Origin of the sequence: Thalassospira sp. MIT1004 (assembly GCF_001858545.1) — a bacterium.
Classification (GTDB): domain Bacteria; phylum Pseudomonadota; class Alphaproteobacteria; order Rhodospirillales; family Thalassospiraceae; genus Thalassospira; species Thalassospira xiamenensis.
In genome coordinates this window covers 189632-215147 of the sequence record NZ_MCAO01000044.1, presented here as the reverse complement: position 1 = coordinate 215147, position 25516 = coordinate 189632, and the positions used below count along the sequence as shown (strand labels likewise).

23 protein-coding genes are annotated in these 25516 nt (G+C 55.3%); 6 read left to right on the top strand and 17 right to left on the bottom strand.

All coding sequences use genetic code 11. The annotated features are described in order from the left end of the window. Positions 1 to 36: 36 nt before the first annotated feature. From BC440_RS18480 to BC440_RS18465, 4 genes are read right to left on the bottom strand one after another with little or no spacing between them, the layout of a single operon-like run. The gene (locus BC440_RS18480) at positions 37 to 1071 is read right to left on the bottom strand and encodes an NAD/NADP octopine/nopaline dehydrogenase family protein (protein ID WP_071240888.1); all 1035 of its coding nucleotides are present in this window, start codon (positions 1069 to 1071) and stop codon (positions 37 to 39) included. 38 nt (positions 1072 to 1109) lie between these two features. After that, entirely contained in the window at positions 1110 to 2399 is a 1290-nt protein-coding gene (locus tag BC440_RS18475; protein ID WP_071240887.1) for a TRAP transporter large permease, read from the bottom strand. Between the two features lie 10 nt (positions 2400 to 2409). Continuing rightward, on the bottom strand, positions 2410 to 2889 hold the full coding sequence (locus tag BC440_RS18470; protein WP_071240886.1) for a TRAP transporter small permease subunit: 480 nt from the start codon (positions 2887 to 2889) through the stop codon (positions 2410 to 2412). Positions 2890 to 2949: 60 nt separating this feature from the next. Continuing rightward, positions 2950 to 4035, bottom strand: coding sequence for a TRAP transporter substrate-binding protein (locus tag BC440_RS18465; protein ID WP_139192144.1), 1086 nt, complete (start codon positions 4033 to 4035; stop codon positions 2950 to 2952). 52 nt (positions 4036 to 4087) lie between these two features. Here BC440_RS18465 and BC440_RS18460 point away from each other — a divergent pair, with 52 nt between their 5' ends. Further along, the gene (locus BC440_RS18460) at positions 4088 to 4999 is read left to right on the top strand and encodes a LysR substrate-binding domain-containing protein (RefSeq protein WP_071240884.1); all 912 of its coding nucleotides are present in this window, start codon (positions 4088 to 4090) and stop codon (positions 4997 to 4999) included. Positions 5000 to 5010: 11 nt separating this feature from the next. Here the strand turns inward: BC440_RS18460 and BC440_RS18455 are convergent, their stop codons facing one another. Beyond that, on the bottom strand, positions 5011 to 6948 hold the full coding sequence (locus BC440_RS18455) for an SLC13 family permease (protein ID WP_071240883.1): 1938 nt from the start codon (positions 6946 to 6948) through the stop codon (positions 5011 to 5013). A 216-nt stretch (positions 6949 to 7164) separates the two neighbouring features. Here BC440_RS18455 and BC440_RS18450 point away from each other — a divergent pair, with 216 nt between their 5' ends. Then, positions 7165 to 8388 (top strand): crosslink repair DNA glycosylase YcaQ family protein, encoded by a 1224-nt coding sequence (locus tag BC440_RS18450; RefSeq protein WP_071240882.1) that lies wholly within the window; start codon positions 7165 to 7167, stop codon positions 8386 to 8388. A 105-nt stretch (positions 8389 to 8493) separates the two neighbouring features. On the opposite strand, the gene BC440_RS18445 is transcribed toward BC440_RS18450, so the two are convergent. From BC440_RS18445 to BC440_RS18415, 7 genes are all read right to left on the bottom strand, one after another. Then, the gene (locus BC440_RS18445) at positions 8494 to 9264 is read right to left on the bottom strand and encodes an SDR family oxidoreductase (RefSeq protein ID WP_062958805.1); all 771 of its coding nucleotides are present in this window, start codon (positions 9262 to 9264) and stop codon (positions 8494 to 8496) included. Positions 9265 to 9341: 77 nt separating this feature from the next. Beyond that, a complete protein-coding gene (locus BC440_RS18440; RefSeq protein ID WP_071240881.1) occupies positions 9342 to 10349 on the bottom strand; it encodes an ABC transporter ATP-binding protein in 1008 nt (335 codons plus the stop codon). Positions 10350 to 10388: 39 nt separating this feature from the next. Continuing rightward, complete coding sequence (locus tag BC440_RS18435; protein WP_063093671.1) at positions 10389 to 11219, bottom strand: carbohydrate ABC transporter permease; 831 nt, start codon at positions 11217 to 11219, stop codon at positions 10389 to 10391. 10 nt (positions 11220 to 11229) lie between these two features. Beyond that, positions 11230 to 12102 (bottom strand): sugar ABC transporter permease, encoded by an 873-nt coding sequence (locus tag BC440_RS18430; RefSeq protein WP_007089146.1) that lies wholly within the window; start codon positions 12100 to 12102, stop codon positions 11230 to 11232. 148 nt (positions 12103 to 12250) lie between these two features. After that, positions 12251 to 13564: a sugar ABC transporter substrate-binding protein gene (locus BC440_RS18425; protein ID WP_071240880.1), complete on the bottom strand. Its 1314-nt coding sequence runs from the start codon at positions 13562 to 13564 to the stop codon at positions 12251 to 12253. 195 nt (positions 13565 to 13759) lie between these two features. After that, positions 13760 to 14713 carry a sugar-binding transcriptional regulator gene (locus BC440_RS18420; RefSeq protein WP_071240879.1) on the bottom strand — a complete coding sequence of 318 codons (954 nt, stop codon included), beginning with the start codon at positions 14711 to 14713 and terminating at the stop codon, positions 13760 to 13762. 173 nt (positions 14714 to 14886) lie between these two features. Continuing rightward, a complete protein-coding gene (locus BC440_RS18415; RefSeq protein WP_037990495.1) occupies positions 14887 to 15906 on the bottom strand; it encodes an aspartate-semialdehyde dehydrogenase in 1020 nt (339 codons plus the stop codon). Positions 15907 to 16325: 419 nt separating this feature from the next. Here BC440_RS18415 and BC440_RS18405 point away from each other — a divergent pair, with 419 nt between their 5' ends. The 4 genes from BC440_RS18405 (at position 16326) to sigJ (ending at position 19679) form a co-directional block, all read left to right on the top strand. Further along, positions 16326 to 17561: a cyclopropane-fatty-acyl-phospholipid synthase family protein gene (locus BC440_RS18405; protein ID WP_247643603.1), complete on the top strand. Its 1236-nt coding sequence runs from the start codon at positions 16326 to 16328 to the stop codon at positions 17559 to 17561. 146 nt (positions 17562 to 17707) lie between these two features. Continuing rightward, a complete protein-coding gene (locus tag BC440_RS18400; RefSeq protein WP_063093675.1) occupies positions 17708 to 18133 on the top strand; it encodes a hypothetical protein in 426 nt (141 codons plus the stop codon). A 105-nt stretch (positions 18134 to 18238) separates the two neighbouring features. After that, on the top strand, positions 18239 to 18676 hold the full coding sequence (locus BC440_RS18395) for a carboxymuconolactone decarboxylase family protein (protein ID WP_247643602.1): 438 nt from the start codon (positions 18239 to 18241) through the stop codon (positions 18674 to 18676). Between the two features lie 52 nt (positions 18677 to 18728). Beyond that, entirely contained in the window at positions 18729 to 19679 is a 951-nt protein-coding gene (gene sigJ, locus BC440_RS18390) for an RNA polymerase sigma factor SigJ (RefSeq protein ID WP_083379428.1), read from the top strand. Between the two features lie 51 nt (positions 19680 to 19730). Here the strand turns inward: sigJ and BC440_RS18385 are convergent, their stop codons facing one another. The 5 genes from BC440_RS18385 to leuC all read right to left on the bottom strand — a co-directional run bounded on the left by BC440_RS18385 (position 19731) and on the right by leuC (position 25345). Further along, positions 19731 to 21770 (bottom strand): hypothetical protein, encoded by a 2040-nt coding sequence (locus BC440_RS18385; RefSeq protein WP_071240877.1) that lies wholly within the window; start codon positions 21768 to 21770, stop codon positions 19731 to 19733. Between the two features lie 158 nt (positions 21771 to 21928). Next, complete coding sequence (gene leuB, locus BC440_RS18380; protein ID WP_071240876.1) at positions 21929 to 23032, bottom strand: 3-isopropylmalate dehydrogenase; 1104 nt, start codon at positions 23030 to 23032, stop codon at positions 21929 to 21931. An 89-nt stretch (positions 23033 to 23121) separates the two neighbouring features. Then, the gene (gene leuD / locus BC440_RS18375; protein WP_007089130.1) at positions 23122 to 23733 is read right to left on the bottom strand and encodes a 3-isopropylmalate dehydratase small subunit; all 612 of its coding nucleotides are present in this window, start codon (positions 23731 to 23733) and stop codon (positions 23122 to 23124) included. 5 nt (positions 23734 to 23738) lie between these two features. Beyond that, positions 23739 to 23927, bottom strand: a complete 189-nt coding sequence (locus BC440_RS18370) for a hypothetical protein (protein ID WP_007089129.1) — start codon at positions 23925 to 23927, stop codon at positions 23739 to 23741. A gap of 11 nt (positions 23928 to 23938) precedes the next feature. Then, on the bottom strand, positions 23939 to 25345 hold the full coding sequence (leuC, locus tag BC440_RS18365) for a 3-isopropylmalate dehydratase large subunit (RefSeq protein WP_007089128.1): 1407 nt from the start codon (positions 25343 to 25345) through the stop codon (positions 23939 to 23941). Positions 25346 to 25516: the final 171 nt, after the last annotated feature.

The window sequence follows — 25516 nt, the reverse complement described above, 5'->3', positions numbered from 1 at the left end:
GTCTATATTGGTAACAAACCTGATCGTCCGGGAGGCTTATGCTGCATGGTCGAGCACAGCATCAAGTTCCATCAGAACTTGATGCATCATGTTATTTCCTTCCCAGAGGTCGCGGCCGAGATAGGCTGACAGGACCTGAATTCCCGCTTCGTGCAATGTTAGCGGTTTTCCTATCCGACGTGCGAGTGCGCACAGGGGAACCAAACCGAACGGCACATCTTCGGTGATGTATCGTGTATCGAGCGAGATCGGTCCTTTCGTTCCGGGTGCACGGGCGTATACCTGTTGTGCCATTTCCGAAACGCTGCCCGGTACGATACCAGGAAAGGTCATGAGATAATGTGCGAACACGTCGCGCACTTCGTAACCAAGGCATTTTGCCAATGCAGTTCGTTCGAGATCGAGCTGTTCGATCATGCGACCCACGACAGGGGTGATACACTGGTAATTCTCCCAGTCCTCGCCCCGCTCGATGCGCGTCAGGTTGGCTAGTGAATTTGCCAGATGGATCGGTGGGTTCAGGTTGCTAAACCCGATCATTGCCGGATGCGCCACCATTCGGAAGCGATCTCCAAACAGTGTTTTGCATAATTCCAATGCCTTGGCCGGATCATCAAATCCGGCCGATGCCATGTCAATTGTATCGCGTATTGTACCGATACGAATATCGTTGGTTTTTCTCTGTGCGGTTGCAACGGTGGTAGACCACGAGATGCTTTTTGCCTGTCGGTTCGCCATTCTAAGCGCGGAAGACAGATAGAGAGAAGCAAAGGACAGTTCCGCACTAAAGATAACCACTTGGTCATTATGCAAGAGAGGAGCCAGTGCCTCTATTGTGGACTGCGTGCCTGTTGCACATCGTGTGAGCACAAGCGTATCTGCGAATGCAACAGCCTGCTCTGCGGAGTTCGCCGTCGGGATGCACCCACTTTCTTCGAGGCACCCTGTAAAGTGCCATTTTTTTTCGTCAGGATGGCTTTCGGACCATAATCTGACCTCGTGCCCTGCCTTCATAAGCAAGGCACAATAAGTCAGCCCGACGGGACCGCCGCCGATCACTGTTACTTTCATGATAACTCCTTAGGTACGACGCTGTTCGGCGCAGAATGTCAAAAGGCTTCCGGGAAAAATGTCTTTGGCAGGTACAAGAATATTTCCGGGAGAAAGATCACGAACATGATGATCGAGATCGTTATTGCGACGATGGGCAACACTGCGAGGAAAGCACGTGGCATATCAACTTCGCCAATTTGTGCAGCGATGAGCAGACATATTCCGTAGGGTGGTGTGGTAAGGCCAATGGCAAGCGACAGGCAGACCACGAGTGCAAGATGGATGTCGGGAATTTGTGCGATGACACCCAGCTCTTTGATGATCGGCAGGAAAATAATCACTGCTGTCATCGGGCTTAGGACGGTTCCGACGATCAGGGAGAAAATCATCAGCATGATCAGTACCCCCCAGTCTTGATGGGACACTGAGGCGATTAACTCAGCGACATCCCGTGCGACGCCCAGATAGGAAATAAGCCACCCCATTATCCCGGCTGCAGCGACTGCAAACATCGGCAAGGAATAGGCAACCACGGTTTCACATAAAATGGTGAAGAGGGCACTGGGCCGAATGGTGCGATATACGATCACCGCTAAAACCAGTCCCACGAGTGCAGCGATTGCCGATGCTTCGGTGGCGGTAAAGACGCCGCTTGTAATCCCGCCAAGAATAATCAGCGGAATTAGAAGGGCAGGTGCAGCGCGGCGCGTTGATTTTCCGCGTTCTTTCCATGGCATTTTGACGGTGTTTACCACCCCGTGACGCGAGGCCACGAAATAGGTGTAGCCCATCTGGCCAAGACCAATAAGGATTCCGGGAAGGATGCCGGCCATGAACAGTCCTGCGATAGAAACATTCCCAAACGCCCCATAGATGACGAAAAGAATGGACGGGGGAATGATGACGCCCAGTGTCGAAGATGTGGCGGTCAGGGCGACCGCAAATGGTGCAGGATAGCCAGCCTTTTTCATCGCCGGGATCATAATGGCGCCGACACTGGCGGTATCGGCCGCGGCCGATCCCGACATGCTGGCAAACATCATGCTGACGAGCACGTTGATGTGCCCCAATCCGCCTTTGATGTGTCCGACCATGGATTGAGCAAAAACCATGAGACGATCGGTAATTCCGCTGTCATTCATCAGGCGTCCCAACAGCAGGAAGAACGGCACTGCAAGTAGAGCAAAGGAATTCAGGTTTGAAAGCATCTGGTTTACGACCGATACAGTCGGCAGACCCAGATATAGTACGGTCGCTAGCGAGGACAGCCCTATGGCAAATGCAATTGGCACCCGCAGAAGAATGAGGGACAAAAAGCCAGCGATCAGGATAAGGATCGGAGTCATTTCGGCAGCCTTAGGAATGTTTGGGGAAAAGGCGGCACCAGGTGTCTGCGACGAGTTCAATCGCAAAAAATGCCATGGCCGCACCAGAGACGGTGACAACGATATTCTGGAAAAACATCGGATAACCGAGCGAAAATGAGAAGCGTCTCCAGCTCATTTCGGCATAGGTCAGACCGTCTGTAGCGAGTACGTAGATCAGGGGCAGGCAGAGTACCAAGGCAAGCAGCGTGAGTGCCAGATTGGACCGCACGAAATGCACCGGGAAAATTTCCACCACGTAGTGAGCGCCTCTTCGGAAACCCACGGTCGCCCCCAGAAAAACGCTCCATATAAAACAGAACATCGCGATTTCATCGGTCCAGATAAAGCTGCCGGGCAGAAAGTTTCGCGAGGCAATTTGGAACAGGACACAAGCGATGAAGGCAAGAAAGAACAGGCCACCAGCGATAAAGTAAACCCGCTCGACAACAGAGTTGAATTTGTGAAGCATATCGGTCTCCCAGATTTTGTTGCGGCGGTGCGGATCATTGTCGACCGCCGCAACAAGAGATCATTTCAGTGCACGAATGGCGTTTAAGACCTCGGTCGCGCCGATTTCCTTGGCGACTTCGTCGTGCAGCGGTCGAACCACTTCAATGAAGGGAGTCTTGTCAACTTCGGTTACGGTCACTTTGCCTGAATCGATAAGGGGCTGCAGCAGCGAGCTGTCATATTCGATGCCCTTGTCAATCCCTACGACGGCGGCTTTGGCAGCAGCAGCCCGGAAGATTTCTTTGTCATCATTGGAAAGTCGGTTCCATGCGATGCTGCTGATTGTGATGTGACTGACCAGGAACTGATGCTGGGTCATTGAGTGATAGGGCGCAACTTCATAAAGCTTGTTTCCTACATAGGCACTAATAGAGCTTTCGAAGGCGTTTGCGACACCGGTTTGCAGTGCGGTGTAGAGTTCGGTGAAGGGCAGCGAGACTGGCTGTGCTCCGCTGGTTTCCCACATCACGGCATCCAGACGCGACCCTGGAACTCGCATTTTAAGGCCAGAAAGATCTTCGAGATTTGCGACTTCGTGCTGGTTGTTCGACAGGTTGCGGATGCCGCCGCCGGTCAGAGCCAGCAATTTCAGGCCATTTTCGCTTTGCTCGTAGACACGGTTAAAATACGAGACAACCTCGCTATCGGGAGCCATTGCCTTACGGAAAATGTCGATATTTGGGAACAGATAACTGATGCTGAAAAGCTGAAATTCGGGGAAGAACGGTGTTGCTTCCTGAGTGCCGCCGATCAGCAGGTCGATTGTGCCTAATCGCATTTCGTCAAGGGCAGTTGCATCGCGCCCAAGAGTGGCGCCACCAAAGATTTCGATTTTAACCCGACCGTTGGTCGCGGTTTCGACTTCGGATTTGAGGGTTTCAGCGGCATCAAGCCAAGGATGAGGCGGATTGCCCTGAGTGGATAAACGCAGGGTTTGCGCGTCAGCGGCGAACGTGGTCGTAGTAAGAACGCATGCCGCAAGCGCGAGCATAAGATATCTCATCGGGTCGGTCTCCCTGATTTCAAGTAGCAAGTTTTCTTGTGCTCTGAGGGTCGTGCCATCGAGCATGAACCAAGAGTGAGTAAAATTTAAAATAATGTCCAATAGCGATTTTATATGCCATTATGATTTCATGTTATACTAGGTAGCAGGAAATATGGCGTCACGTATCACCATTCGACAAGTTGAGGCATTTCGCCTTTTGATGACCAGCGGGACGATGACCGAAGCGGCCGAGAGGATGTCGATCTCTCAGCCTGCTGTCAGCCGCCTGATTTCCGATCTTGAAGCAACGCTGGACATGCGGCTTTTTGAGCGTTCCGGTCCGCGGCTTCAGGCTACTCCTGCCGCATCACGTCTGGTGGGGGAGGTTAATCGTGTTTTTGTGGGGCTCGACTTTGTAGAAGAGGCGGCAAGGCGTATACGCCGTTTTCCAATGGATCCCTTTCGCATTGCAGCTCCGCCTTTCCTATCGCATACATTTGTCGCTCAACTTGTTGCTAGCGTGGTCAAGGAAATTCCGGAATTGACCATCAGTCTTCATACGGATGATTCGCATGCCATTGCCGATCAGATTTCACGCGGCGAACATGATTTGGGTTTCTGCACATTGGGTCCTGTTACGCAGGATATCAGGGTTATGTATCGTGCAGTGATCGGATCCGTTGCCCTGATACCATCAGATCACCCGCTGGCGTCCAAATCGACAATCAATGAATTTGATCTCGATGGTGAGAATATCTTTGTCTTAGGACGCAGTGGCGCAATAAGACCCCAGATCAATGAGATTTTTGAAAAAGCCCAAGTCGAGTTGAAAATCGCTGGTGAGGTTCTTCATGCGTCTTCTTGCGCCAGTTTTGTGGCTGAGGGTCTGGGAATTGCCATTCTGAATACGATCTCAGCACGTATGGCTCCAGAAGGGCGTACAGTGATCCGCCCGTTCAGTCCGGCGGTTACGCAAGAATTTGCCGCCATAACGCCTTCGCGTGTGACCGCCCCAAGAATAACCGATGCTTTTGTCCGACATTTACCTGAGGTGCTTGAGTATCAAGGCCGTATTGAACCTTAGCCCGCCTTCCGTTACAGCGGCCAAACCCATAGAAGCATAGGCACCCCAACCGCCACGACGATGATTTCAATCGGCAGGCCGAGCCGCCAGTAATCGCCAAAGCGGAAGCCGCCGGGGCCGAGGATGAGGGTGTTGTTCTGGTGGCCGATCGGGGTCAGGAAGGCACAGGATGCGCCGATGGCGACCGCCATCAGGAAGGCGTCGGGATTGGCGTCGAGTTGCGCGGCACTGCCAATCGCAATCGGGCACATGACGGCCGCCGTGGCGGCATTGTTCATGAAATCCGAGAGCGTCATGGTGATGATCAGGATCAGGCCAAGGGCGATGATGGCATTCCCCTGTGCGACCCAGTTTAACAGAAAGCGGGCAACCAGATCGGCCGTGCCGGTGGTTTCCATGGCATTTGCCACCGGGATCAGGGCGGCAAGCAAAACAATTACCGGCCAGTCCACCGCGTCATAGACATTGCGCGGTGCGACCACGCGCGTCACCATGGCGATCAGAACCCCGATGGCAAAGGCAACGGCAGCGGGCATGACGCCAAAGGCGGCAGCACCGATGGCCGCGGCCATGATACCAGTGGCCTTTAGCGCCTGTGCATTGTCGGGGATGCGAAGCGCGCGTTGTGCCAGCGGCACACAGCCAAGGCGCGATGCAAAATCATGAATGGCTTCGGGCGGACCTTGCATCAAAAGCACGTCGCCGGCCTTCATTGACATGGTACGCAACCGCGCCATCGAGCGTTGCCCCTGCCGCGACACCGCCAAAAGGTTTACGCCATACCGGGTGCGCAGATGGATATCGGTGGCGGACCGGCCGATAAAGCCGGAGTTCGGCAAAATCGCCAGTTCCATGAGCGCAATGTCATCGGACTGGATCGCGCCGCGGCGGCCATCATCGGGCTTTTGCGTATCGGTTTCGGGCGTGTCGGCTTTCTTTTCGGCCTTTGCTGATTTGGTGGCAATTGTCTTTGTATTTTTGGCTTCCGGGGCTTCCGGTGCATCCGTATCGCCTTTATCTTCCGGTTGTTCTGCCGCCTTTGCCTGTGCCTCCAGATCGCGTAATTCTTCTTCGAGCTTCAAATCAAGGGCGGACAGGGCAATGGCCAGTGCTTCGGGATCGGCTTCGATGATCAGGATGTCGTTTTCATAAAGTTCGCGAAACGGATTGGGGGCGGGAATACGTTTTTCATTGCGGATCAGGCCGATGACCTGCGCGTCGCCCTTTTCAAGTTCGCGGTTTACATCGCGCAGCATCATGCCAATCGCCTTGCTGCCCGCGGCTATGCGTGCCTCGGTCAGGTAGGAGCCGGTTTCAAAGCCCTCCGCCCCGGCGCGTTCGCGGGTGGGAACAAGCCAGCGGCCAAACACCATGACGAAAATCAGACCGGCGGCGGCGACAACAATCCCGACCGGGGTATAATCAAACATCGTAAAGCCGCCATCCCCGGCCTCGGCCCGGAAACCGGCGACAATCAGGTTGGGCGGGGTGCCGATCAGGGTGGTCATGCCGCCCAGGATCGATCCGAAGGCCAGCGGCATCAGGATTTTGCCCGGTGGCAGGTTCTGTTTGGCGGCGATTTGCAGGGCGACGGGCATCAGAAGCGCCAGCGCGCCGACATTGTTCATGAAGGCCGACAGGATCGCGGCCAGCAGACTGAGTGCGGCCATGGTCACGACCGGACCGGCGGATTGCGGTAGAACCATGCGGGTCAGGTTATCGACCGCGCCTGATTGCTGAAGTGCCGATGACAGGATCAGGATACAGGCAACCGTGATCACCGCCGGATGACCGAAACCCTGAAAGGCCCCATCAACCGGCACCAGCCCGGCGACCACGCAACACAGCAGGGATGCCATCGCAACCATGTCATGACGCCAGCGGCCCCACAGGAACATCACGACCGTTCCGACAAGAATGGCAAGGATCAGAATTTGTTCGAGTTCCATGGATGCCTGTCTGGTTGCTTCATCGGGTTGAAAACATGGTCAGGATCAAAGATGGCAGAAACATAGATGCCACAGGGAATAGAAACCGCAGGGAATAGAAACCGGCCATAGGAAACGATCCGACCCACCGAAATGTTCCTGCAACCTACTGACATAATTGTCAGGAGGGTATGATACCATCACACTGTTTTTCTTTGCGATTTTTCAAAGGCCACCATGATTAACGACAAAGCCGCGATTTCCGTATCCGCCCGGCAGGCGCGCAATCTGGCCCTTGCCGCACAGGGGTTTGATCAGGACGAAAGCCGCCCGGTGACGAAGCGCCGGATTATGAAAGCCATCCGCCAGACCGGCATGTTACAGGTCGACAGTGTCAATGTTCTGACGCGTGCGCATTACATGCCGGTCTTTTCGCGGCTTGGCGTTTATGACCCGGCGGACCTTGATCAACTGAGCTGGGGCAACGCCCGGCAGCGGCGATTGTTTGAATATTGGGGCCACGAGGCATCGATGATCCCGGTTGAGGATTACGGGCTTTATCGATGGCGCATGGCGGATGCCGCCGAGGGCAAAGGTACCTGGGGGCAGATCGCCAAAATGATCCGTGATCATCCTGAATTTGTGCGCAGCATTCTGGACCGGATCGAAAAGGAAGGGGCACTTGCCGCCAGTGATCTGGAACAGGAAGGCGCATCAAGTTCGAAATGGTGGGGATGGTCAAAGACCAAAACCGCGATGGAATTCCTGTTCTGGAGCGGGCAGGTGATGGCGCGCAAACGGCGCACCAGTTTCGAGCGGGTTTATGACCTGCCCGAACGGATCATCGGCCCGGAGGCGCTTGAACCGCCGATGCCACGTGCCGAGGCCCAGCGTGCCCTGATCCGCAACGGGATTGCCGCGATGGGGATCGCGACCGAGGCCGATCTTCGGAAGTATTTCCGCCTGCCGACCGACGATGCCAAGGCGCGCGTTGCCGAAATGGTCGAGGACGGCATGTTGTTGCAGGCGAATGTCGAGGGTTGGAAACAGCCGGGATATTTGTGCCCGCATGTCAACCCGCGGTGCCGTGCCAAACCGACCGCCTTGATGGTACCGTTCGATCCGATCATGTGGGAACGCGACCGGGTGGAACGTATTTTCGGTTTCAATTACCGCATCGAAATCTATGTTCCGGCGGAAAAGCGGCAATATGGTTATTACGTTCTGCCGTTCATGAAGGATGGGGAATTTGTTGCGCGTGTCGATCTGAAAGCCGACCGACAGGAAGGGGTTCTTCGGGTGCAGAGCGCACATCTGGAAGACGGGTGTGATGCGGTAACTGTTGCGGGTGATCTGATGATGCATCTGTCACGTCTGGCGCGGTTTCTGGGACTTTCGGGTGTTGTCGTTGTCCCGTGCAATCCGTTTTCGGTGTATCTTGGCCGACAAAATCAAGGCTGAAAAGGTGAACGGGGCGAAGGTCCCACAACCACGCCCCGTTCCACCACAGTCCTGACCTGATCGCAGAAGCTTCAGGACAATGCGATCAACAGTTTTACCTGTGCCTTACCAGCAGGTATAACCCCCATCAGCCAGGACAATGGAGCCGGTCATCAGGCTGGACGCGTCGGATGCCAGGAACAGCACAACCGATCCGATTTCCTCGGTCAGGCCAAGGCGGGCCATCGGGGTGCCATTGATCCAGGCGTCATACATGTCCGGCTTGGATTTCACGAATTCATTTAACGGGGTTGCGATATAGGTCGGTGCAACCGCATTGACGCGCACGCCACGCCCGCCCCATTCGGCAGCCAGCGATTTGGTCAGATGATGCACGGCGGCCTTGGATGCGTTGTAATAGGCCTGTTCCTGCGGTTTGTTGACAATGAAGCCCGACATGGAGCCGACATTGACGATCACACCGTTTTTCTTGGCCAGCATCTGTTTGCCAAATTCGCGGCAGCACCAGAATGTGCCGTTCAGGTTGACGTCAATGACGTTGAGCCAATGTTCATCGGTGACGGTTTCGGCCGGGGTTTCGGAACGTGCGATACCGGCATTGTTGACCAGAATGTCAACGCCGCCCTCACGGGCCATTTTTTCGGCACTGGTGCGGACCTGATCGGTGTTGGTGACATCCATGATATCGATATCGGCGGTATAACCCTTTGATTTCAGGTAATCACGGCCTTCTTCGGCGACGCCTTCGCTGATGTCACCGATAATGACATGCGCGCCTGCTTCTGCCAGTGCCTCGCAGCATGACAGGCCAATTGCGCGACCGCCCCCGGTGACATAGGCGCGGCGTCCGGTAAGATCGAACTTTTTGAGATACATTTTGGTCTCACATTCTTGTGGTGGTCAGGCTGGGTCGCATGGCGTATGGGGCAATGCGATCCGGTTTTTTGAAAGTCTCAGGGGTTTCCAAGAGCGATACCGTTCGCATCAAAACGATGGATGCGGTCCTGTTCCGGGGTCAGCCAGATTTTGTCATGTTCGCCCAGCGGCACTTCGCCGGTTGCGCGCACCGTCATCGGGCCAAAGCCGTCGGCATTGACGTGCAGATAGGTTTCGGCACCAAGATGTTCGGCAATCTTGACGGTTGCGGGAAGATCGCCGCTTTCGGTACTGACCGCGACATGTTCGGGGCGAATGCCGACTTCGTGGCAGTCATATTTTCGGGCGTAGTCGCCACCGAGGAAGTTCATTTTCGGCGACCCGATAAAGCCCGCGACAAACTTGTTGGCGGGATTGTTATACAGTTCCATCGGTTTGCCGACCTGTTCGACCCGGCCGGCCTGCAACACGACGATCTTGTCGGCCATGGTCATGGCTTCGACCTGATCATGGGTCACATAGATCATCGTGGTTTTCAGTTCCTGATGAAGGCCGGTGATTTCAAGGCGCATATTGACGCGAAGGGCTGCATCAAGGTTCGAGAGCGGTTCATCAAACAGGAAGGCCGCCGGGTTACGCACAATCGCACGACCGATTGCGACACGCTGGCGCTGTCCCCCGGAAAGCGCGCCGGGGCGGCGTTCCAGATAATCCGTCAGGTTCAGGATTTTGGCCGCGTTCTGGACCTTTTCATCGATGACGGCCTTGCTTTCCCCGGCCATTTTCAGGCCAAAGGCGATGTTGTTATAGACCGTCATGTGCGGATAAAGCGCATAGGACTGAAACACCATCGAAAGACCGCGTTTTGCCGGTGCCTCGTTGGCGACGTCGGTACCGTTGATCAGGATTTTGCCATCAGTGACGTCTTCAAGACCGGCGATCAGGCGCAGCAAAGTGGATTTGCCACAGCCCGACGGGCCGACAAAGACAACAAATTCACCATCATTGATATCAAGATCGACACCCGGAATAACATCCAGCGTTCCGAAGGTTTTCTTGACTTTTTCCAGTCGGATAGCACCCATTTCGGTGTTCCTTCTTGTTGAATTTCGATCAGGCGGCGGTTACTTGACCGCGCCAAATGTCAGGCCACGAACAAGCTGTTTCTGCGAGAACCAGCCGATGATCAGGATCGGTGCAACCGCCATCGTCGATGCGGCTGAAAGCTTTGCCCAGAACAGCCCTTCGGGGCTGGAATAGGAGGCAATGAAAGCGGTCAGCGGGGCAGCATCGGCGGTGGTCAGGTTCAGGGTCCAGAAAGCTTCGTTCCAGGCCAGGATGATGTTGAGCAGCATGGTCGATGCAATGCCCGGAACCGCCATTGGCAACAGCACAAAGATGATTTCCTTGGGCAAAGTGGCCCCATCCATGCGGGCGGCTTCAAGGATGTCGGCCGGGATTTCCTTGAAATAGGTGTAAAGCATCCAGACCATGATCGGCAGGTTCATCAGGAACAGAACCATGATCAGACCGAACCGGGTATCGAGCAGGCCCCAGTCGCGAAACACCAGATAGATCGGGACCAATACCCCGACTGGCGGCATCATCTTGGTCGACAGCATCCAGAGCAGGGCATCCTTGGTCCGTTTGGTCGGATTGAAGGCCATCGCCCATGCACAGGGCACGGCAAAAAGCAGACCCACCAAGGTAGAGCCAACCGACAGGATGACCGAATTCATGGCGAACCGGAAATAATCGGACCGTGCCTGTACCTCGGCGTAGTTTTCGAGAGTCCAGTCAAACGACATGAAGCTTGGCGGGATCGATACGGCTTCAAGCTCGGTCTTGAAGCTGGTCAGGACCATCCAGAAAATCGGGAAGAAAATCAGAAGCCCGACAATCCAGGCAAAGATCGAAAAACCGATATGGCCAAGGGCTGTTTGTTTGTTTTCCATCTCGTGTCCCCTACCTGTCCAGATTCTTGCCAATGAGGCGGATCAGGAAGATCGCCACGATATTTGCCAGAACGACCGCAACGATACCGCCCGCCGATGCCCCGCCAATGTCGTATTGCAGCAGGGCCTGCGTATAGACGAGGAAGGCGATATTGGTGGTTGCAAGGCCGGGGCCGCCGCCGGTTGTCACGAAAATCTCGGCAAACACGGTCAGCAGGAAAATCGTTTCGATCAGCACGACCACCGTGATCGCACGGCTGAGATGGGGCAGCGTTATATAGAAGAAAATCGAAACCGGGCCGGCACCATCCATCTGGGCAGCTTCCTTCTGATCGCGGTCAAGCGATTGAAGGGCGGTCAGCAGGATCAGCACGGCAAAAGGCAGCCATTGCCACGACACCATGATGATGATGGCCGTTAGCGGGGCTTCGGAAAACCAGTCGATTGACTGGAAGCCAAGCGAATTGGCAATCCAGGCAAACATGCCCGACACCGGATGCATCAGAAGGTTTTTCCAAACCAGCGCATTCACGGTCGGCATGATGAAGAAGGGGGCAATCACCAGCAGGCGCAGGATGCCGCGGCCGAAAATCGGCTGATCCAGCATCAGGCCCAGCAGAACACCGCCGACCACCGTGATCACAAGTACCGATCCGACGAGCAGAAGCGTATTGGCCAGCGACGCAAAGAAGGCCGGGTCGGTCAGGAAGAATTCATAGTTCAGCGTACCAACCCATTCTTCCATACCGGGCGAAAGAAGGTTGTAACGCAGGAACGAAAAATAAATTGTCATGCCCAGCGGCACGATCATCCACAAGAAAAGGGCGATGATCGACGGTGCAGACATAATGCGCCCGGTCAGGGTAGAGGACCGTGTCGACATGATGTGCTCCCTGTTTGAAGTCCCTGTTGCCTCGATCCGGATGGAAAGAGGGTGGCGGTCAGAAGTGCCGCCACCCCAAGTTCATCAGGTCAAGGAGGCACAGGCCAGAATTCATTGCACTAGGTGCGGCATCCTGGCCCGTCATGCATCAGTAGTAACCAGCCTTGCGCATGGTGCGGTCGGTGCTTGACTGTGCGGATGCAAGCGCATCTTCAACAGTCGAGGAACCGGCCAATGCGGCAGAGAACTGCTGGCCTACCGTGGTGCCGATACCCTGGAATTCAGGGATCGCGGCAAACTGAACACCGACATAGGGCTTCGGCTTCATGGTCGAATTGATCGGGTCGGCACTGTCGATGGCGAGAAGGGTTTCGTCAGCGAACGGTGCGGCTTCCAGATATTTCGGGTTTTCGTACAGGGACATACGGGTACCCGGCGGAACGTTGGCCCAGCCTTCCTTGGAGGCTACGAGTTCCAGATAGTCTTTCGAGGTTGCCCAAGCGATGAATTTCTGGGCGGCTTCGACTTTCTGGGAGCCGGTCGGAATGCCAAGGTTCCATGCCCAGAGCCAGTTGGCACCAGTGCAGGTTTCAGCACAGGGGGCTTCGGTGAAGCCGACCTTGTCGGCAACGGTCGATTCTTTGGGGTTGCTGACAAAGGATGCTGCAACGGTTGCATCAATCCACATGCCGCATTTGCCCGAGTTGAACAGCGAAAGGTTTTCGTTAAAGCCGTTCGAGGTTGCGCCCGGAGGACCATATTTGCCGAGAATTTCGACATACATGTCGAGGGCGTTTTTCCATTCGGCACTGTCGAAGGTCGGGTTCCAGTTCTCGTCAAACAGGCGCGCGCCATAGGCATTGCCCATGGTGGTGATCAGCGCCATGTTTTCGCCCCAGCCGGCCTTGCCGCGCAGGCAGATGCCATAGACGCCGTTATCCGGATCATGAAGCTTTTTGGCGATGTCGAGAGTCTGGTCCCAGGTCAGGCGGCCATTGATGGTGATGCCTGCTTTTTCAAACAGATCGGTGCGGTACATCATCATCGAGCTTTCGGCATAGAAAGGTGCCGCAAAAAGCTGATCATCCTTGCTTACCGCAGCGCGGATCGCAGGCATGATGTCGTCGGTATCGTAATCGGCACCAAGTTTATCAAGCGGTGCCAGCCAGCCCTTTTCCGCCCAGATCGGAACCTCGTAGGTGCCAATCGTCATGATGTCATACTGACCGCCCTTGGTGGCGATGTCGGTGGTGACACGCTGACGCAGGGTGTTTTCTTCGAGCGTAACCCATTCAAGGGAAATGTCGGGGTTTTTGGAGGTGAAGTCATCCGTCAGCTTCTGCATGCGGATCATGTCACCGTTGTTCACGGTAGCAATGGTAAGTTTTGTTTCGGCATTGGCGGAGAATGCGACACCGCCTGCCAACAGCGCGCAAAGCGCTGCTCCCGTTACGCGTTTCATAGTTCCTCCCAAAGGACTGTGTACCCGATGGGCAAATTATCTTGCCCGTTTGATCATTTGTTCAGGTAATGAGCATTCACTCAATTTAAGGATGCCTTGTCAAACGAAATCGTTTTTGCGCTGCAACAAGAAAACCCCGCCAAAAGCTTTGGCGGGGTTGATTTCTGTATTGATTCAAAACGTGTTTTGCGGTGCCTAGCTTTGCAGCAAAGCTTCGGCAGTGGCTTCGTCGGTGATCAGTGTGGTGATCAGTTTGCCGCGCATTGCCCCGCGAATCGCGGCGACCTTTTTGGCCCCCTTTGCGACGGCAATCGTGTTTTGCGCGGGAATATGAATTGGCGCACTGGTGACGCGGTGATTGACATCGTGATCAAGGATCGCGCCGTTTTCATCAAATGACCAGCTGACGACTTCGCCGATACCGCCGTTTTTTTGCAGGGATTGCAATTCATCCCTGCTGATGAAGCCATCGATATAAAGCGGTGCGTCGGCGCCAAGATCACCAACCCCGACAAAGCGCACATCGGCCTTGGCGGCAAGGTGCATGATGTTATCCATGGGTGGCTGTTGCTGCATCTGGGCGCGAACATTGGCACTTTCGACAATTACCGGGATCGGCAGCGGATAATGCGGCGCGCGGGTCCGGTCAGCCAGATCTGTGACCGCGTCATAGAAACTTGCAGCCCCGTCATGGGCAATCGTCCCGACCAAAGATACGATCTTGTGATGGCGGGCATCGACGCGCTGAACTTCGTCGACCATGCCGCGCATTGCACGCCCCGTGCCAATCGCAATGATCTTGGGATCGGGGGATTGCAGAACGCGTTCAAGATAGGTCGCGGCCGTCTGCGCCATGCCAAACATGGCATCGGGGGCGGCAGGATCGGTCGGCACCACTTCGCAGTTGGCTAGGCCAAATTGCTCGCACAGCGATGCAGCCAGTTCCATGCAGCGCGCAATCGGATGATCAAGGCGGACTTTGACCAGGCCTTCGCTAATGGCTGCAGACACCAGACGCTGGGCGGTCGGACGCGAAACGCCAAGTTTGGTGGCGATTTCGTCCTGCGTGTTGCCGGCGCAATAATACAGCCAGCCCGCGCGGGCGGCTTCGTCAAGCCTTGCGGCTTCTTTGCGTGTTCGTTTAACCATCCCTGTCCTCGATTTATTTTTCTTTATGGATAGCAACACTGATGGCACGCGCTGCAATCAAACTATCCTAAATTCCCTATCGTTTTTTTGCGGTTCTGACCAGCGGGAATGATCCGGGCAAAAAGAAACCCGCCGGGATCGGCGGGTTTCGAAGACGTTTATTAGGGGCGCGATTATTTCTTTGGCAGATATTCCGCGACCAGCATTTCGGCGATCTGAACCGCGTTAAGGGCGGCCCCTTTGCGCAGGTTGTCGCCCACACACCACAGCGAAAGACCGTTTTCGACCGTCGGGTCCTTGCGCACGCGCGAGACGAAAACATTATCTTCGCCCTGGACTTCCTGCGGTGTGACATATCCCTCGTCCTGGCGGTAATCCACCACGGAAACACCGGGGAAAGCTTTCATTGCCTTGCGGGCTTCTTCGACGGTGACCGGCTGTTCGAATTCTATATTGATGGCTTCGGCATGGCCGACAAAGACCGGCACCCGCACGCAGGTCGCATGGACCGCGATATCCGGATCAAGGATCTTGCGGGTTTCGGCGGTCATTTTCCATTCTTCGCGGGTCGCACCGTCATCCATGAATTCGTCGATATGCGGGATGACGTTAAAGGCGATCTGTTTGGTGAACTGTTCTTTGACCGGCAGATCGTTGACGTAAATGCCCTTGGTCTGATTGAACAGCTCATCCATCGCCAACCGACCGGCACCGGAAACCGACTGATAGGTCGCCACAACAACGCGTTTGATCGGTTGCAGGTCATGCAGGGGTTTAAGCGCCATGACCATCTGAATGGTCGAGCAGTTCGGATTGGCGATGATGTTTTTCTTGGCGTAACCGGCCAGCGCGGCACCATTTACCTCTGGCACGACCAGCGGTACACCGGGCTCCATCCGCCAGTAGCTGGAATTGTCGATGACAACGCAACCCGCAGCAGCAGCCTTGGGTGCCAGCGTTTTAGCCGTTGTGCCACCGGCAGAGAACAGCGCGATATCAACCTTGGAAAAATCGAAGGTTGCGGCATCTACGACCTTGATTTCCTTGTCACCGTAATCCAGTTCGCGGCCAACCGAACGCGAGGAGGCGAGTGCGAAAATTTCATCGGCCGGAAATTGGCGTTCTTCAAGCGTATTGAGCATCTCGCGCCCGACATTTCCGGTCGCGCCGACAACGGCGATTTTATAGCCCATCAGGAGCCTCTTTCAGTCTTTCTGGCATTGCTTATACGCGTTGCCCCTCTTTGGTATGGGGCGTCGTGATTTGCATATGCCTGTGGATAATCGTCTGTACAGTATGGGGCGAGATGTAAGGTTTTATCGAGTACCACGCAAGGAGTTCGTTGGCTTTTACCTCTTGAGATTGCAAAAAATTCTGGCAGAATTACCCACGGGGTTCGAGTACCGAACCCTAAATCAGAATCGTTCGGCCCCGGCTTTGAGTTTTCTGTTTTCAATGTCTGTGGGTAAGTTGCCTGCGACTGTGCTGTTTCCGCATTTCCTTTTTCGAACGATTGACCAGACGATCCTGATTTAGGGTCCGGTGCTTATGTGAAATCCGGAAACGGGTTTTATGTGGGGCGATGGCATTTCCGGCTTAAAAAGGACGGCAGATGACGTACCCGATGACATTGGACTGGACACAGAAAAAGGTTCTCGATTTTTTCCGGGAACATGTCACGCGCGGAACACTGGTATTCCGCGCGGACGATAGACACGAGATTGTTCTGGGGGATGGCAGCGATCCCAGGGCAACAATGACTGTACCGAACTGGACCGACACATTGAAAATGGCGCTAAGTCCTGATCCGGGATTTGGCGAATCTTATATGCGTGGCGGTTTTGAAGTGATATCGGGCGAGATGGAAGACCTGATCAGGGTCTTGCGGTTTAATTTCGAAGGCGGCCATTCGGCAAACGGATTTGGCCTGTTTATCGAAAAGCTGCAATCGCTTAAATTCCAGATCGCGCAATTTACCTCGGTCAAGGCCGCGTCCCGGCGCGTGCGCCATCATTATGATATCGGCAATGACCTTTATACCCGTTTCCTTGATCCGGAAATGCAGTATTCCTGCGCATTCTGGGACGATGGTGCCCAGACGCTGGAAGAGGCGCAGAACCGCAAAATGACTTTGACCACCCAGCGGCTGAAGATTGACCAGCCGGGCCTTCGGGTGGTTGATGTCGGGTGCGGCTGGGGCGGGTTGAGCCGCTTTATCCGGCGGACCACAGGGGCTGAGGTGCACGGGATCACCCTGTCGACCGAGCAATATAACTGGGCGCTGGAACGCAAAGAGGAACTGCCCGATAACTTCCACGAAGGTCTTGGATATCATCTTTTGGATTACCGGATGTTTGCCGATGCGAATGAAGGCAAGTACGACCGGGTTGTTTCGGTCGGCATGTTTGAACATGTCGGGCGGCCACAGTTCAAAACCTATTTCGAGAAGGTCGGCAAATTGCTGAAAGCCGGGGGACGGGCGGTGATCCATACGATCATCAAGCCGCGCCCGGAATTCACATCGCCGTGGATTGATCGCTATATTTTCCCCGGTGGTTATATTCCGGCGGTGCATGAAGTGATCGAGGCCGCGGAAAACGCCGACCTTAAAGTCGAAGCATCGCATTTCCATGCCGGACTGAACTATGCCCGAACTTTGGTGGCGTGGCGCGACCGGTTCCGCGAGATTGCCGATCAGCTTGACCCGGAAAAATACGACACCGAATTCAAACGGATGTGGGAATTTTATCTGGCGGGCTGCATCAATGCCTTTGACGAGCGTGAAGGCGGTGGCGGGATGCGGGTCGGGCAGTTTGTTTTCACCAAACCCGGTTATCGTTTTACGTAAAAACGCATCGGTCGGACTGTCGTTTTGCGATGGCCCGACCCATATAGCATTATTAACGGGCCAAAGAGCCCGGACAGCGTGAACCGTGAAACAACCGGCACGGTGTAGAACGCGACCAACCGGTTGTTCCTTCGGGAGGAAACAACATGCAGAACATGACACACCGGGAAACCCCGGGCGCACGTGCATATTCCACCCAGATCACCCATCGTACCGGCCCCCATATCGGCCGCGTTGAGGACTATGTCCGGGCGCTTCGATCCATTGATATGTCAAGTTGCGAACGCGACATGCTGCGCGCCCATGCCAAGGCACCGGGGCGCGAAATTACCGGTAATCAACTGGCAAATACGATTGGTCATTTCGGGTCCCGGATCGGGAACAGGAAATACGGCAAACTGGCGCAAAAAATCGCCCTCGCGGCCGAATTGCCGATGTGCAAATCCGATGTCAGCGATTATCTGGCGGCGGTCTTTACGCTGGCAGATGGTGAACAGCAAAATAGCGAAGACTGGCATTGGGTCATGCATGACGAGGTGGTCGAGGCGCTTAAAAAGGCGCGGATCGTCTAGTTTTTGCGGGCGACCAAAGTTTTGTCCATGTGTGTAACACGGGGCTAAGCTGTCTCGTCCTGATTGCAAAGGGGGATTTTCCCCGGTTTGCAACAAGGACGAAACATGATGAGCCGTTTTGACTTTCCGAAATCCAGCCCTAAACTTTTCGAAGCCATGCTTGGACTGGCTGGCAAGCTTGACGACAACCCGAGAATCCCGCGTGTTTTGCGCGATCTGGTGGAATGCCGGGTATCGCAGATCAATGGTTGTTCGCATTGCCTGCGGATGCATGCCAAAAGCCATGCCGATCACGGTGGGGACGCCATCAAGGTGACCATGCTGGCGGTCTGGCGCGCGGCCAAGGGATATGACGAGGCCGAACGTGCGGCACTTGATTGGGCCGAATGCCTGACCGACGCGGTTGATCAGGACCGCATTTCGCAAAGCTATCGCAATCTTGTCGATCATTTCGAAGCAGACGCCATTTCCGAACTGACTTGCATCATTTCAACGATGAATGCATGGAACCGTCTTGGTATTGCGCAGCATGAGCTTGCCTGATCGCAAACCCCCATCCGATAGGCCCTTTGCTTCAACGGACCTATCGGGCAGGATGACCACCCAATCGGCGATACGGGCCTGTCCCGTATCGCTTCATGTGTTTGACGGGGATCTCATGGCGGATCAGGTTTTCGAAACCCATCGCGGGCGGCTGCATGCCCTTGCCTATCGCATGCTGGGCAGCCATGCCGATGCCGAAGATGCCGTGCAGGATGTCTGGTTACGCTGGCGGGCGGCGGCAAAGGATGACATCCGCGATGCGACCGGCTGGCTGGTGCGGGTCTGCAGCAATATCTGCCTTGATGTTCTGAAATCGGCACGTCGCAGGCGTGAACATTATGTTGGGCAATGGTTGCCCGAACCCTGGGTACCGCCAGTTTTTCCTGAAGCGGAAAACAACCTGATCGAACGGGATGGTCTGGGGCAGGCCTATGTCATGATGCTGGAACGGTTGGGGCCGGTTGAACGGGTGGCACTTGTTCTGCATGACGTTTTTGACTGGTCACACGAAGATATCGCCCCGGTGATAGAGCGGACCGAAAACAATACCCGCCAGATCCTGTTTCGCGCACGCCGCAAGGTGAACCGCGAAGACGACCGTGATCCAACCCCCGTTCCAGACAGCGAGACCGCAAACAGGGAACAGGTCACAGCCTTTGTCGATGCCCTGATCCACGGTGATCTGAATACGTTGATCGGGCAACTGGCCCCGAACGTGATCATGCATTCCGATGGCGGAGGCAAGGCAAGTGCGGCGGTTAATCCGATATTCGGTGCAGATAAGGTTGCGCGATTCTTTGTCGGTATCTGGCGCAAGAATCCGGTGCACGACATTGAATTCAGGGCCGTTGACGGGCGGGAATACTGGGTGCTTGTGCGTGAAGGCGACCGGGTGGCGACCGCCATCAGTATGGCCATGCACCAAAACGCAATAACGGATGTTTTCATCCACCGAAACCCCGACAAACTGGCGCGCTTCGATGAACTTGGATCGCGAACATGATAACGGGCCGGATCATTACGATCCGGCCCGTTAATTTTTATTCTGCGGCTGTCATTGGCCGTTGGCGGTGATACGAAGGCCCAGCATTTGCGCCCCCATCTGCGGGAACATCAGGCCACCGGCCGCCATGCCCATCGCAACCGGTTCCTGCGGTGCCAGTTCGATCAGCAGGTGGCGCGGATCATCAACCCATGTCAGTAATTCGCCGAACGCATCATAAAGCGTTGCGTCGTCGGCAAATTGTTCCTGCGCCTGCATCAGGTTCATGGTGACCAGCATTTTCATGTCTTCGGCGGTGTTGCCATTAAGCAGGGAAGCAACGCCCAGGGCAAAAGGCAACATTTTCTCACCTGAAATTTCAAGGCGTGCACCGCGGAAGGCCGCGTCGACCGTCAGGGCCTGTTCGAGTGCCGCGTCATCGCCGATCCGGGTTTTCAGAAGACGGGTCATGACGTCATCGTTGATCCCGGTGACCGTGACCGAAAGGCCGATCTGGCCGATATCGCGCAGGGCAACCTTGTCGATGCTGTAAACAAAATCGCCCGCCGTCTCATCCCAGATAATGCTGTTGGAGACATCCAGCACAAGATCATCGAAGCTGTTGATACCAAGGTAGATTGCGGTATCGTTGCCACCGGTAATGCTGTCATCAAGGGTGGCATGCAGCCCTTCGAGGGTGCTGTTGTTGATTTTGACAAATGTCAGTGCGCTGTTTTCAGGGGTGAAAGGCTTTTCAAGGGTGCTTTTGAAGCTGTCGAGCCGGATTTCGACCTTTTCACCGTCCGGCGCGCCCGAGAATGAGAGGCCATTCATGGAAAACGCACCGTAAAGCGCCTGACTGAGCGGCAGGTTCATCTGACCCAGTGTGAAATCTTCGAACTGGTCGATATGTTGACCAACCATTTCATCGGCAACGTCGTAAATTTCGCCAAAGCCGGTGATTGCCATTAAATCCAGATCGGTGACGGAAAGTCCGTCCAGACCGAAATTGGCGGGGCCGTCCGGGGTTTTCTGCGTGATGTGGCTTCCGGTGATGTCGATCCCGGCAAGCCTGCCATCACGCATGTCGCGCAATGTGACATTATCGAGCGCGATTTCGACTTCCTCGTCGGAAATTACCGGGTTTTTGACGATGATTGTCTGGAAGGAGGTGTTTTCGACCATCTTCCTGGCGTCCGTCATGCTGAGCCTTGTATCAAGATCAATCATGTCACCCGTCAGATCGATGCGGAAATCAGCAAGTGAGATTTCGCCAATGGCAAGCCTGGCAGGATTGTCTGGCTGCTGCATCGACAGACCGGTCAGGGTGCCGGATTTGATCACCCGGGATTCCAGACCCGACAGGGCAATTGCATCAACCGACATTTCCAGGCCTGCGTCATCGGCAAACGACAAGGTGGTGGCCGAAATATCGTCACAGATGGCGAAATCGCGGGCAATGTCGGGATCGAAACTGGCGATCAGATCGGCCGGTCCGGCACAGCCGGCAAAGGACATATTGTCGATGCTGCTGGTGATTTTTGTTTCCTGATCATCCATTTTCCAACCGGTAATGTTCAGGGCATCGATATTGGCCGAACCGGCATTTTCCGCCAGCAGGTGATCAATATTGATGCGGCGGATGTCGCCATCCGAAATGGTCAGGTTTTGCAGATCAGCACGACCGGTGGTGATGTCGAAATTGCGCGAAGCCAGGTCCATCGCAAGATCGCCAAGTTCCGCCTTTGGGGTGGTGATGCCATAGGCATCATGGGCAATTGCCAGTTCTTCGAGATCGGCCTGACCGGCAATGCCGTTGCCAAACGGGTTTGCCCCGATCAGGGTCAGCCAGTTGACCTGATTGAGATGCATTGATCCGATGGTGTAGGTCACACCGTTAGGATCGATCAGTTTGACGTTCCTGGCGGCCAATGTGCGGCCCAGAAGCGACATTTCGAAATCGGAAAATTCACCGCGAAGGTCTGAGTCCGGGCTGCTGAGGATCGTGCGGAACCGGTTTTCGAGATAGGCCGGTGCCTTGTAGTGAAGACCGGCACCCGCGGCGGCCAGAACGGCAAGGCCACCGACAAGAAGAACTGTTTTTTTGCTCATGTTATCCAGCTTTTATTATGTTTCTGCACGTATGGGATGCAGACAGTAGTTGCCTGGGCAACATCTTTGTTGTCGCGCAACAAGTCAAGAAAACGTGCTTATGGCAAAGGCCGGATCATTGACCCGGCCTTTGTTTTTTTGAGGCGTGATCGGAAAGATCAGGCGATCTTGTCAAGTTCGTTGATCAGGGATTCGCCCATGACGGTGGTCGAAACCTTTGCCATGCCCGGCTGCATGATATCAGCAGTGCGAAGCCCGCCTTTCAGAACGTTCTGAACGGCGGTTTCGATCATGGTCGCATCATCGCCCATGTCGAACGAATAACGCAGCATCATGGCGAAGGACAGGATGGTTGCCAGCGGGTTTGCGATGTCCTGACCGGCGATGTCCGGGGCGGAGCCGTGCACCGGCTCATAAAGCGCCTTGCGGGCACCGCTTGCATCGGCAGCACCCAGCGATGCGGACGGCAGCATGCCAAGCGATCCGGTCAGCATGGCGGCACAATCGGAAAGGATGTCGCCAAACATGTTGGTGGTGACCATCACGTCGAACTGTTTCGGGTTACGGACCAGCTGCATGGATGCGTTATCGACATACATGTGGCTGACCTCGACTTCCGGGAAGTCCTTGGCAACGCGTTCAACAACTTCGCGCCACAGGACGGTCGATTCCAGAACGTTGGCCTTATCGACCGAACACAGGCGTTTGTTGCGTTTCATGGCCATGTCAAAGGCGACACGGGCAATACGTTCAACTTCCGGCTCGGAATAAACCAGCGTGTTGAAGCCAAAACGCACACCGTCGCGTTCTTCGATGCCGCGCGGCTGACCGAAATAGATGCCGCCGGTCAATTCGCGCAGGATCATGATATCCAGACCCTTGACGATTTCTTCCTTCAGCGTCGAGGCGCCGACAAGCGCATCAAACACAAGGGCCGGACGGAGGTTGGCAAACAGGCCCATTTCCTTGCGGATTTTAAGCAACCCGCGTTCCGGCTTGATATCGAAGGGAAGGTTGTCCCATTTCGGGCCACCGACAGCACCAAGCAGAACCGCATCGGCCGCCATGGCATCGGCAAGCGTTTCGTCGGTCAGCGGGTTGTTGTGCGCATCAATTGATGCGCCGCCGATCAGACCTTCGGTGATTTCGAAATTGACGTTACGCTTTTTGGCCATCCAGTCCATGACGCGCTGAACCTGGCGCATGACTTCGGGGCCAATGCCGTCGCCGGGCAGCATCAGAACTTTTTTGGTGGTGCTCATCAAACAATCCTTCCCAGATATTATCGGGGTCGTTCACCCCGTATCGACAAAAAGGGCGGCAGACCGATCTGGACTGCCGCCACTTTGAATTACAGCGACAGCCAGGGCTGCGACGCAGCGCGCTTGGCTTCGAAATCGTTGATCGCGTCGCCCTTCTGCAGGGTCAGGCCAATGTCATCGAGGCCGTTCAACAGGCAATGTTTGCGGAACGGTTCGACATCAAACGTGATGCAACCGCCATCCGGACCATGGATTTCCTGTTTTTCAAGATCAATGGTGATGGTGGCGTTTTCGCCGCGTTCGGCATCATCCATCAGCTTGTCGACATCTTCCTGCGGCAGACGGATCGGCAGAATGCCGTTCTTGAAGCAGTTGTTATAGAAAATGTCGGCAAAGCTTGGCGCGATGATGCAGCGAATGCCGAAATCAAGCAGCGACCACGGCGCATGTTCGCGCGATGAACCACAGCCGAAGTTGTCACCTGATACGATGATCTTGGCATTGCGATAGGCCGGTTTGTTCAGAACGAAATCCGGGATTTCGTTGCCCTTGTCGTCATAGCGCATTTCATCAAACAGATTCTTGCCAAGGCCCGAACGTTTGATGGTTTTAAGGAACTGTTTCGGGATGATCATGTCGGTATCGACATTGATCATCGGCAGCGGTGCTGCCACACCGGTGAGGGTCGTGAACTTATCCATTAATCTTATCCCTTGCTTCCAGTTTCCCAGGCAAGACCGAGGGCCTCGATCAGTTCCTCGGTTGCGTCGATATCCTTCGCTACGAATTCGGGCAGGTTGATCCCGGTCAGCTGCGGGAGCAGCTGTTCAAGGATCGGTGCCCGGCCGCAGCGCGCTGCGCCGTCACGGAAACTGATGAATGCTCGTTCTGCCATGGGTTTCTGCCTTAACCGAGTTTGCGGACGTCAGTCAGATGACCGGTGACTGCTGCGGCCACGGCCATCGCCGGGCTGAGCAGGTGGGTACGGCCACCACGGCCCTGACGGCCTTCGAAGTTACGGTTGGAGGTCGATGCGCAACGCTCGCCCGGCTCCAGTCGGTCCGGGTTCATCGCCAGGCACATCGAGCAGCCCGGTTCACGCCATTCAAAACCGGCTTCGAGGAAAATCTCGTGCAGGCCTTCGGCCTCGGCCTGTTCCTTGACCAGACCGGAACCCGGAACGACCATGGCACTGACGTGATCGGCAACCTTGCGACCCTTGGCGATAACCGCCGCGGCGCGCAGGTCTTCGATACGACCATTGGTGCAGGAACCGATAAAGACGCGATCAATCCTGATGTCTTCGATGTTGGTGCCTGCGGTCAGGCCCATATATTCGAGCGAACGGGCGATGGCTTTCTGTTTGCCGGGATCCTTGGCGTCGGACGGTGCCGGGACTTTGCCGTTAACCGGTACGACGTCTTCCGGGCTGGTGCCCCAGGTGACCTGCGGGATGATGTCGGCAGCATCGATTTCGACGATCTTGTCGTAATGCGCGCCTTCGTCAGACGGAAGGGTCTTCCAGTATTCGACAGCCTGTTCGAATGCGGCCCCTTTGGGTGCCATCGGGCGGCCCTTGATATATTCAAAGGTTTTTTCGTCCGGTGCGATCAGTCCCGCGCGTGCGCCGCCTTCGATCGACATGTTGCAGACGGTCATGCGGCCTTCCATCGACAGCGAACGAATGGCCGAACCGGCATATTCTATCACATAACCGGTGCCGCCAGCCGTGCCGATGCGTCCGATGATGGCAAGGGTGATGTCCTTGGCGGTAACGCCCGGATGCAGATCGCCTTCGACCTTGACCAGCATGTTTTTTGCCGGTTTCTGAACCAGCGTCTGGGTGGCCAGAACATGTTCGACTTCGGACGTGCCGATGCCGAATGCCAGGGTGCCGAATGCACCGTGGGTCGAGGTGTGCGAGTCGCCGCAGACCATGGTGACACCTGGCAGGGTGAAACCTTCTTCCGGGCCGACAATGTGGACGATACCCTGACGCAGGTCATTCATCGGGAAGTAATGGATACCGGTATCCTTGGCGTTCTGGTCAAGGGTGTTGACCTGGATACGGCTGTCTTCTTCCTTGATGCCTTCGGAACGGTCCGTGGTCGGAACGTTGTGATCCGGAACGGCAAGGGTCAGTTCCGGGTGGCGCACTTTGCGGCCGGCATTGCGAAGGCCTTCGAAAGCCTGCGGGCTGGTCACTTCATGAACGAGATGGCGGTCAATATAAATCAGGCAGGTACCATCATCCTGCGTATCGACCACGTGACTTTCCCAAATCTTGTCAAAAAGGGTTTTAGGCGCACCCATCTCGACCTCCTCTTAAAATCGATCTTTTATGCAGCGACGACCAGACAGTAGTGCCGGCAAAGGACATTAAACCGGGGATGTTTTTTACGACGGCAATCCTGGGATTGCGATGTCATGTGGCGCACGGCGTCGCCTGTTCCTCCGGGCATCCGGGTTTGTCCCGATATGCGA

What these genes read in the sequence shown, in the direction of transcription:
- BC440_RS18480 (WP_071240888.1), bottom strand. Translation starts at nt 1,071, where the DNA reads ATGAAAGTAACAGTGATCGGCGGCGGTCCCGTCGGGCTGACTTATTGT.
- BC440_RS18475 (WP_071240887.1), bottom strand. Translation starts at nt 2,399, where the DNA reads ATGACTCCGATCCTTATCCTGATCGCTGGCTTTTTGTCCCTCATTCTT.
- BC440_RS18470 (WP_071240886.1), bottom strand. Translation starts at nt 2,889, where the DNA reads ATGCTTCACAAATTCAACTCTGTTGTCGAGCGGGTTTACTTTATCGCT.
- BC440_RS18460 (WP_071240884.1), top strand. Translation starts at nt 4,088, where the DNA reads ATGGCGTCACGTATCACCATTCGACAAGTTGAGGCATTTCGCCTTTTG.
- BC440_RS18455 (WP_071240883.1), bottom strand. Translation starts at nt 6,948, where the DNA reads ATGGAACTCGAACAAATTCTGATCCTTGCCATTCTTGTCGGAACGGTC.
- BC440_RS18450 (WP_071240882.1), top strand. Translation starts at nt 7,165, where the DNA reads ATGATTAACGACAAAGCCGCGATTTCCGTATCCGCCCGGCAGGCGCGC.
- BC440_RS18445 (WP_062958805.1), bottom strand. Translation starts at nt 9,264, where the DNA reads ATGTATCTCAAAAAGTTCGATCTTACCGGACGCCGCGCCTATGTCACC.
- BC440_RS18440 (WP_071240881.1), bottom strand. Translation starts at nt 10,349, where the DNA reads ATGGGTGCTATCCGACTGGAAAAAGTCAAGAAAACCTTCGGAACGCTG.
- BC440_RS18435 (WP_063093671.1), bottom strand. Translation starts at nt 11,219, where the DNA reads ATGGAAAACAAACAAACAGCCCTTGGCCATATCGGTTTTTCGATCTTT.
- BC440_RS18430 (WP_007089146.1), bottom strand. Translation starts at nt 12,102, where the DNA reads ATGTCGACACGGTCCTCTACCCTGACCGGGCGCATTATGTCTGCACCG.
- BC440_RS18425 (WP_071240880.1), bottom strand. Translation starts at nt 13,564, where the DNA reads ATGAAACGCGTAACGGGAGCAGCGCTTTGCGCGCTGTTGGCAGGCGGT.
- BC440_RS18420 (WP_071240879.1), bottom strand. Translation starts at nt 14,713, where the DNA reads ATGGTTAAACGAACACGCAAAGAAGCCGCAAGGCTTGACGAAGCCGCC.
- BC440_RS18415 (WP_037990495.1), bottom strand. Translation starts at nt 15,906, where the DNA reads ATGGGCTATAAAATCGCCGTTGTCGGCGCGACCGGAAATGTCGGGCGC.
- BC440_RS18405 (WP_247643603.1), top strand. Translation starts at nt 16,326, where the DNA reads ATGACGTACCCGATGACATTGGACTGGACACAGAAAAAGGTTCTCGAT.
- BC440_RS18400 (WP_063093675.1), top strand. Translation starts at nt 17,708, where the DNA reads ATGCAGAACATGACACACCGGGAAACCCCGGGCGCACGTGCATATTCC.
- BC440_RS18395 (WP_247643602.1), top strand. Translation starts at nt 18,239, where the DNA reads ATGATGAGCCGTTTTGACTTTCCGAAATCCAGCCCTAAACTTTTCGAA.
- sigJ (WP_083379428.1), top strand. Translation starts at nt 18,729, where the DNA reads ATGACCACCCAATCGGCGATACGGGCCTGTCCCGTATCGCTTCATGTG.
- BC440_RS18385 (WP_071240877.1), bottom strand. Translation starts at nt 21,770, where the DNA reads ATGAGCAAAAAAACAGTTCTTCTTGTCGGTGGCCTTGCCGTTCTGGCC.
- leuB (WP_071240876.1), bottom strand. Translation starts at nt 23,032, where the DNA reads ATGAGCACCACCAAAAAAGTTCTGATGCTGCCCGGCGACGGCATTGGC.
- leuD (WP_007089130.1), bottom strand. Translation starts at nt 23,733, where the DNA reads ATGGATAAGTTCACGACCCTCACCGGTGTGGCAGCACCGCTGCCGATG.
- BC440_RS18370 (WP_007089129.1), bottom strand. Translation starts at nt 23,927, where the DNA reads ATGGCAGAACGAGCATTCATCAGTTTCCGTGACGGCGCAGCGCGCTGC.
- leuC (WP_007089128.1), bottom strand. Translation starts at nt 25,345, where the DNA reads ATGGGTGCGCCTAAAACCCTTTTTGACAAGATTTGGGAAAGTCACGTG.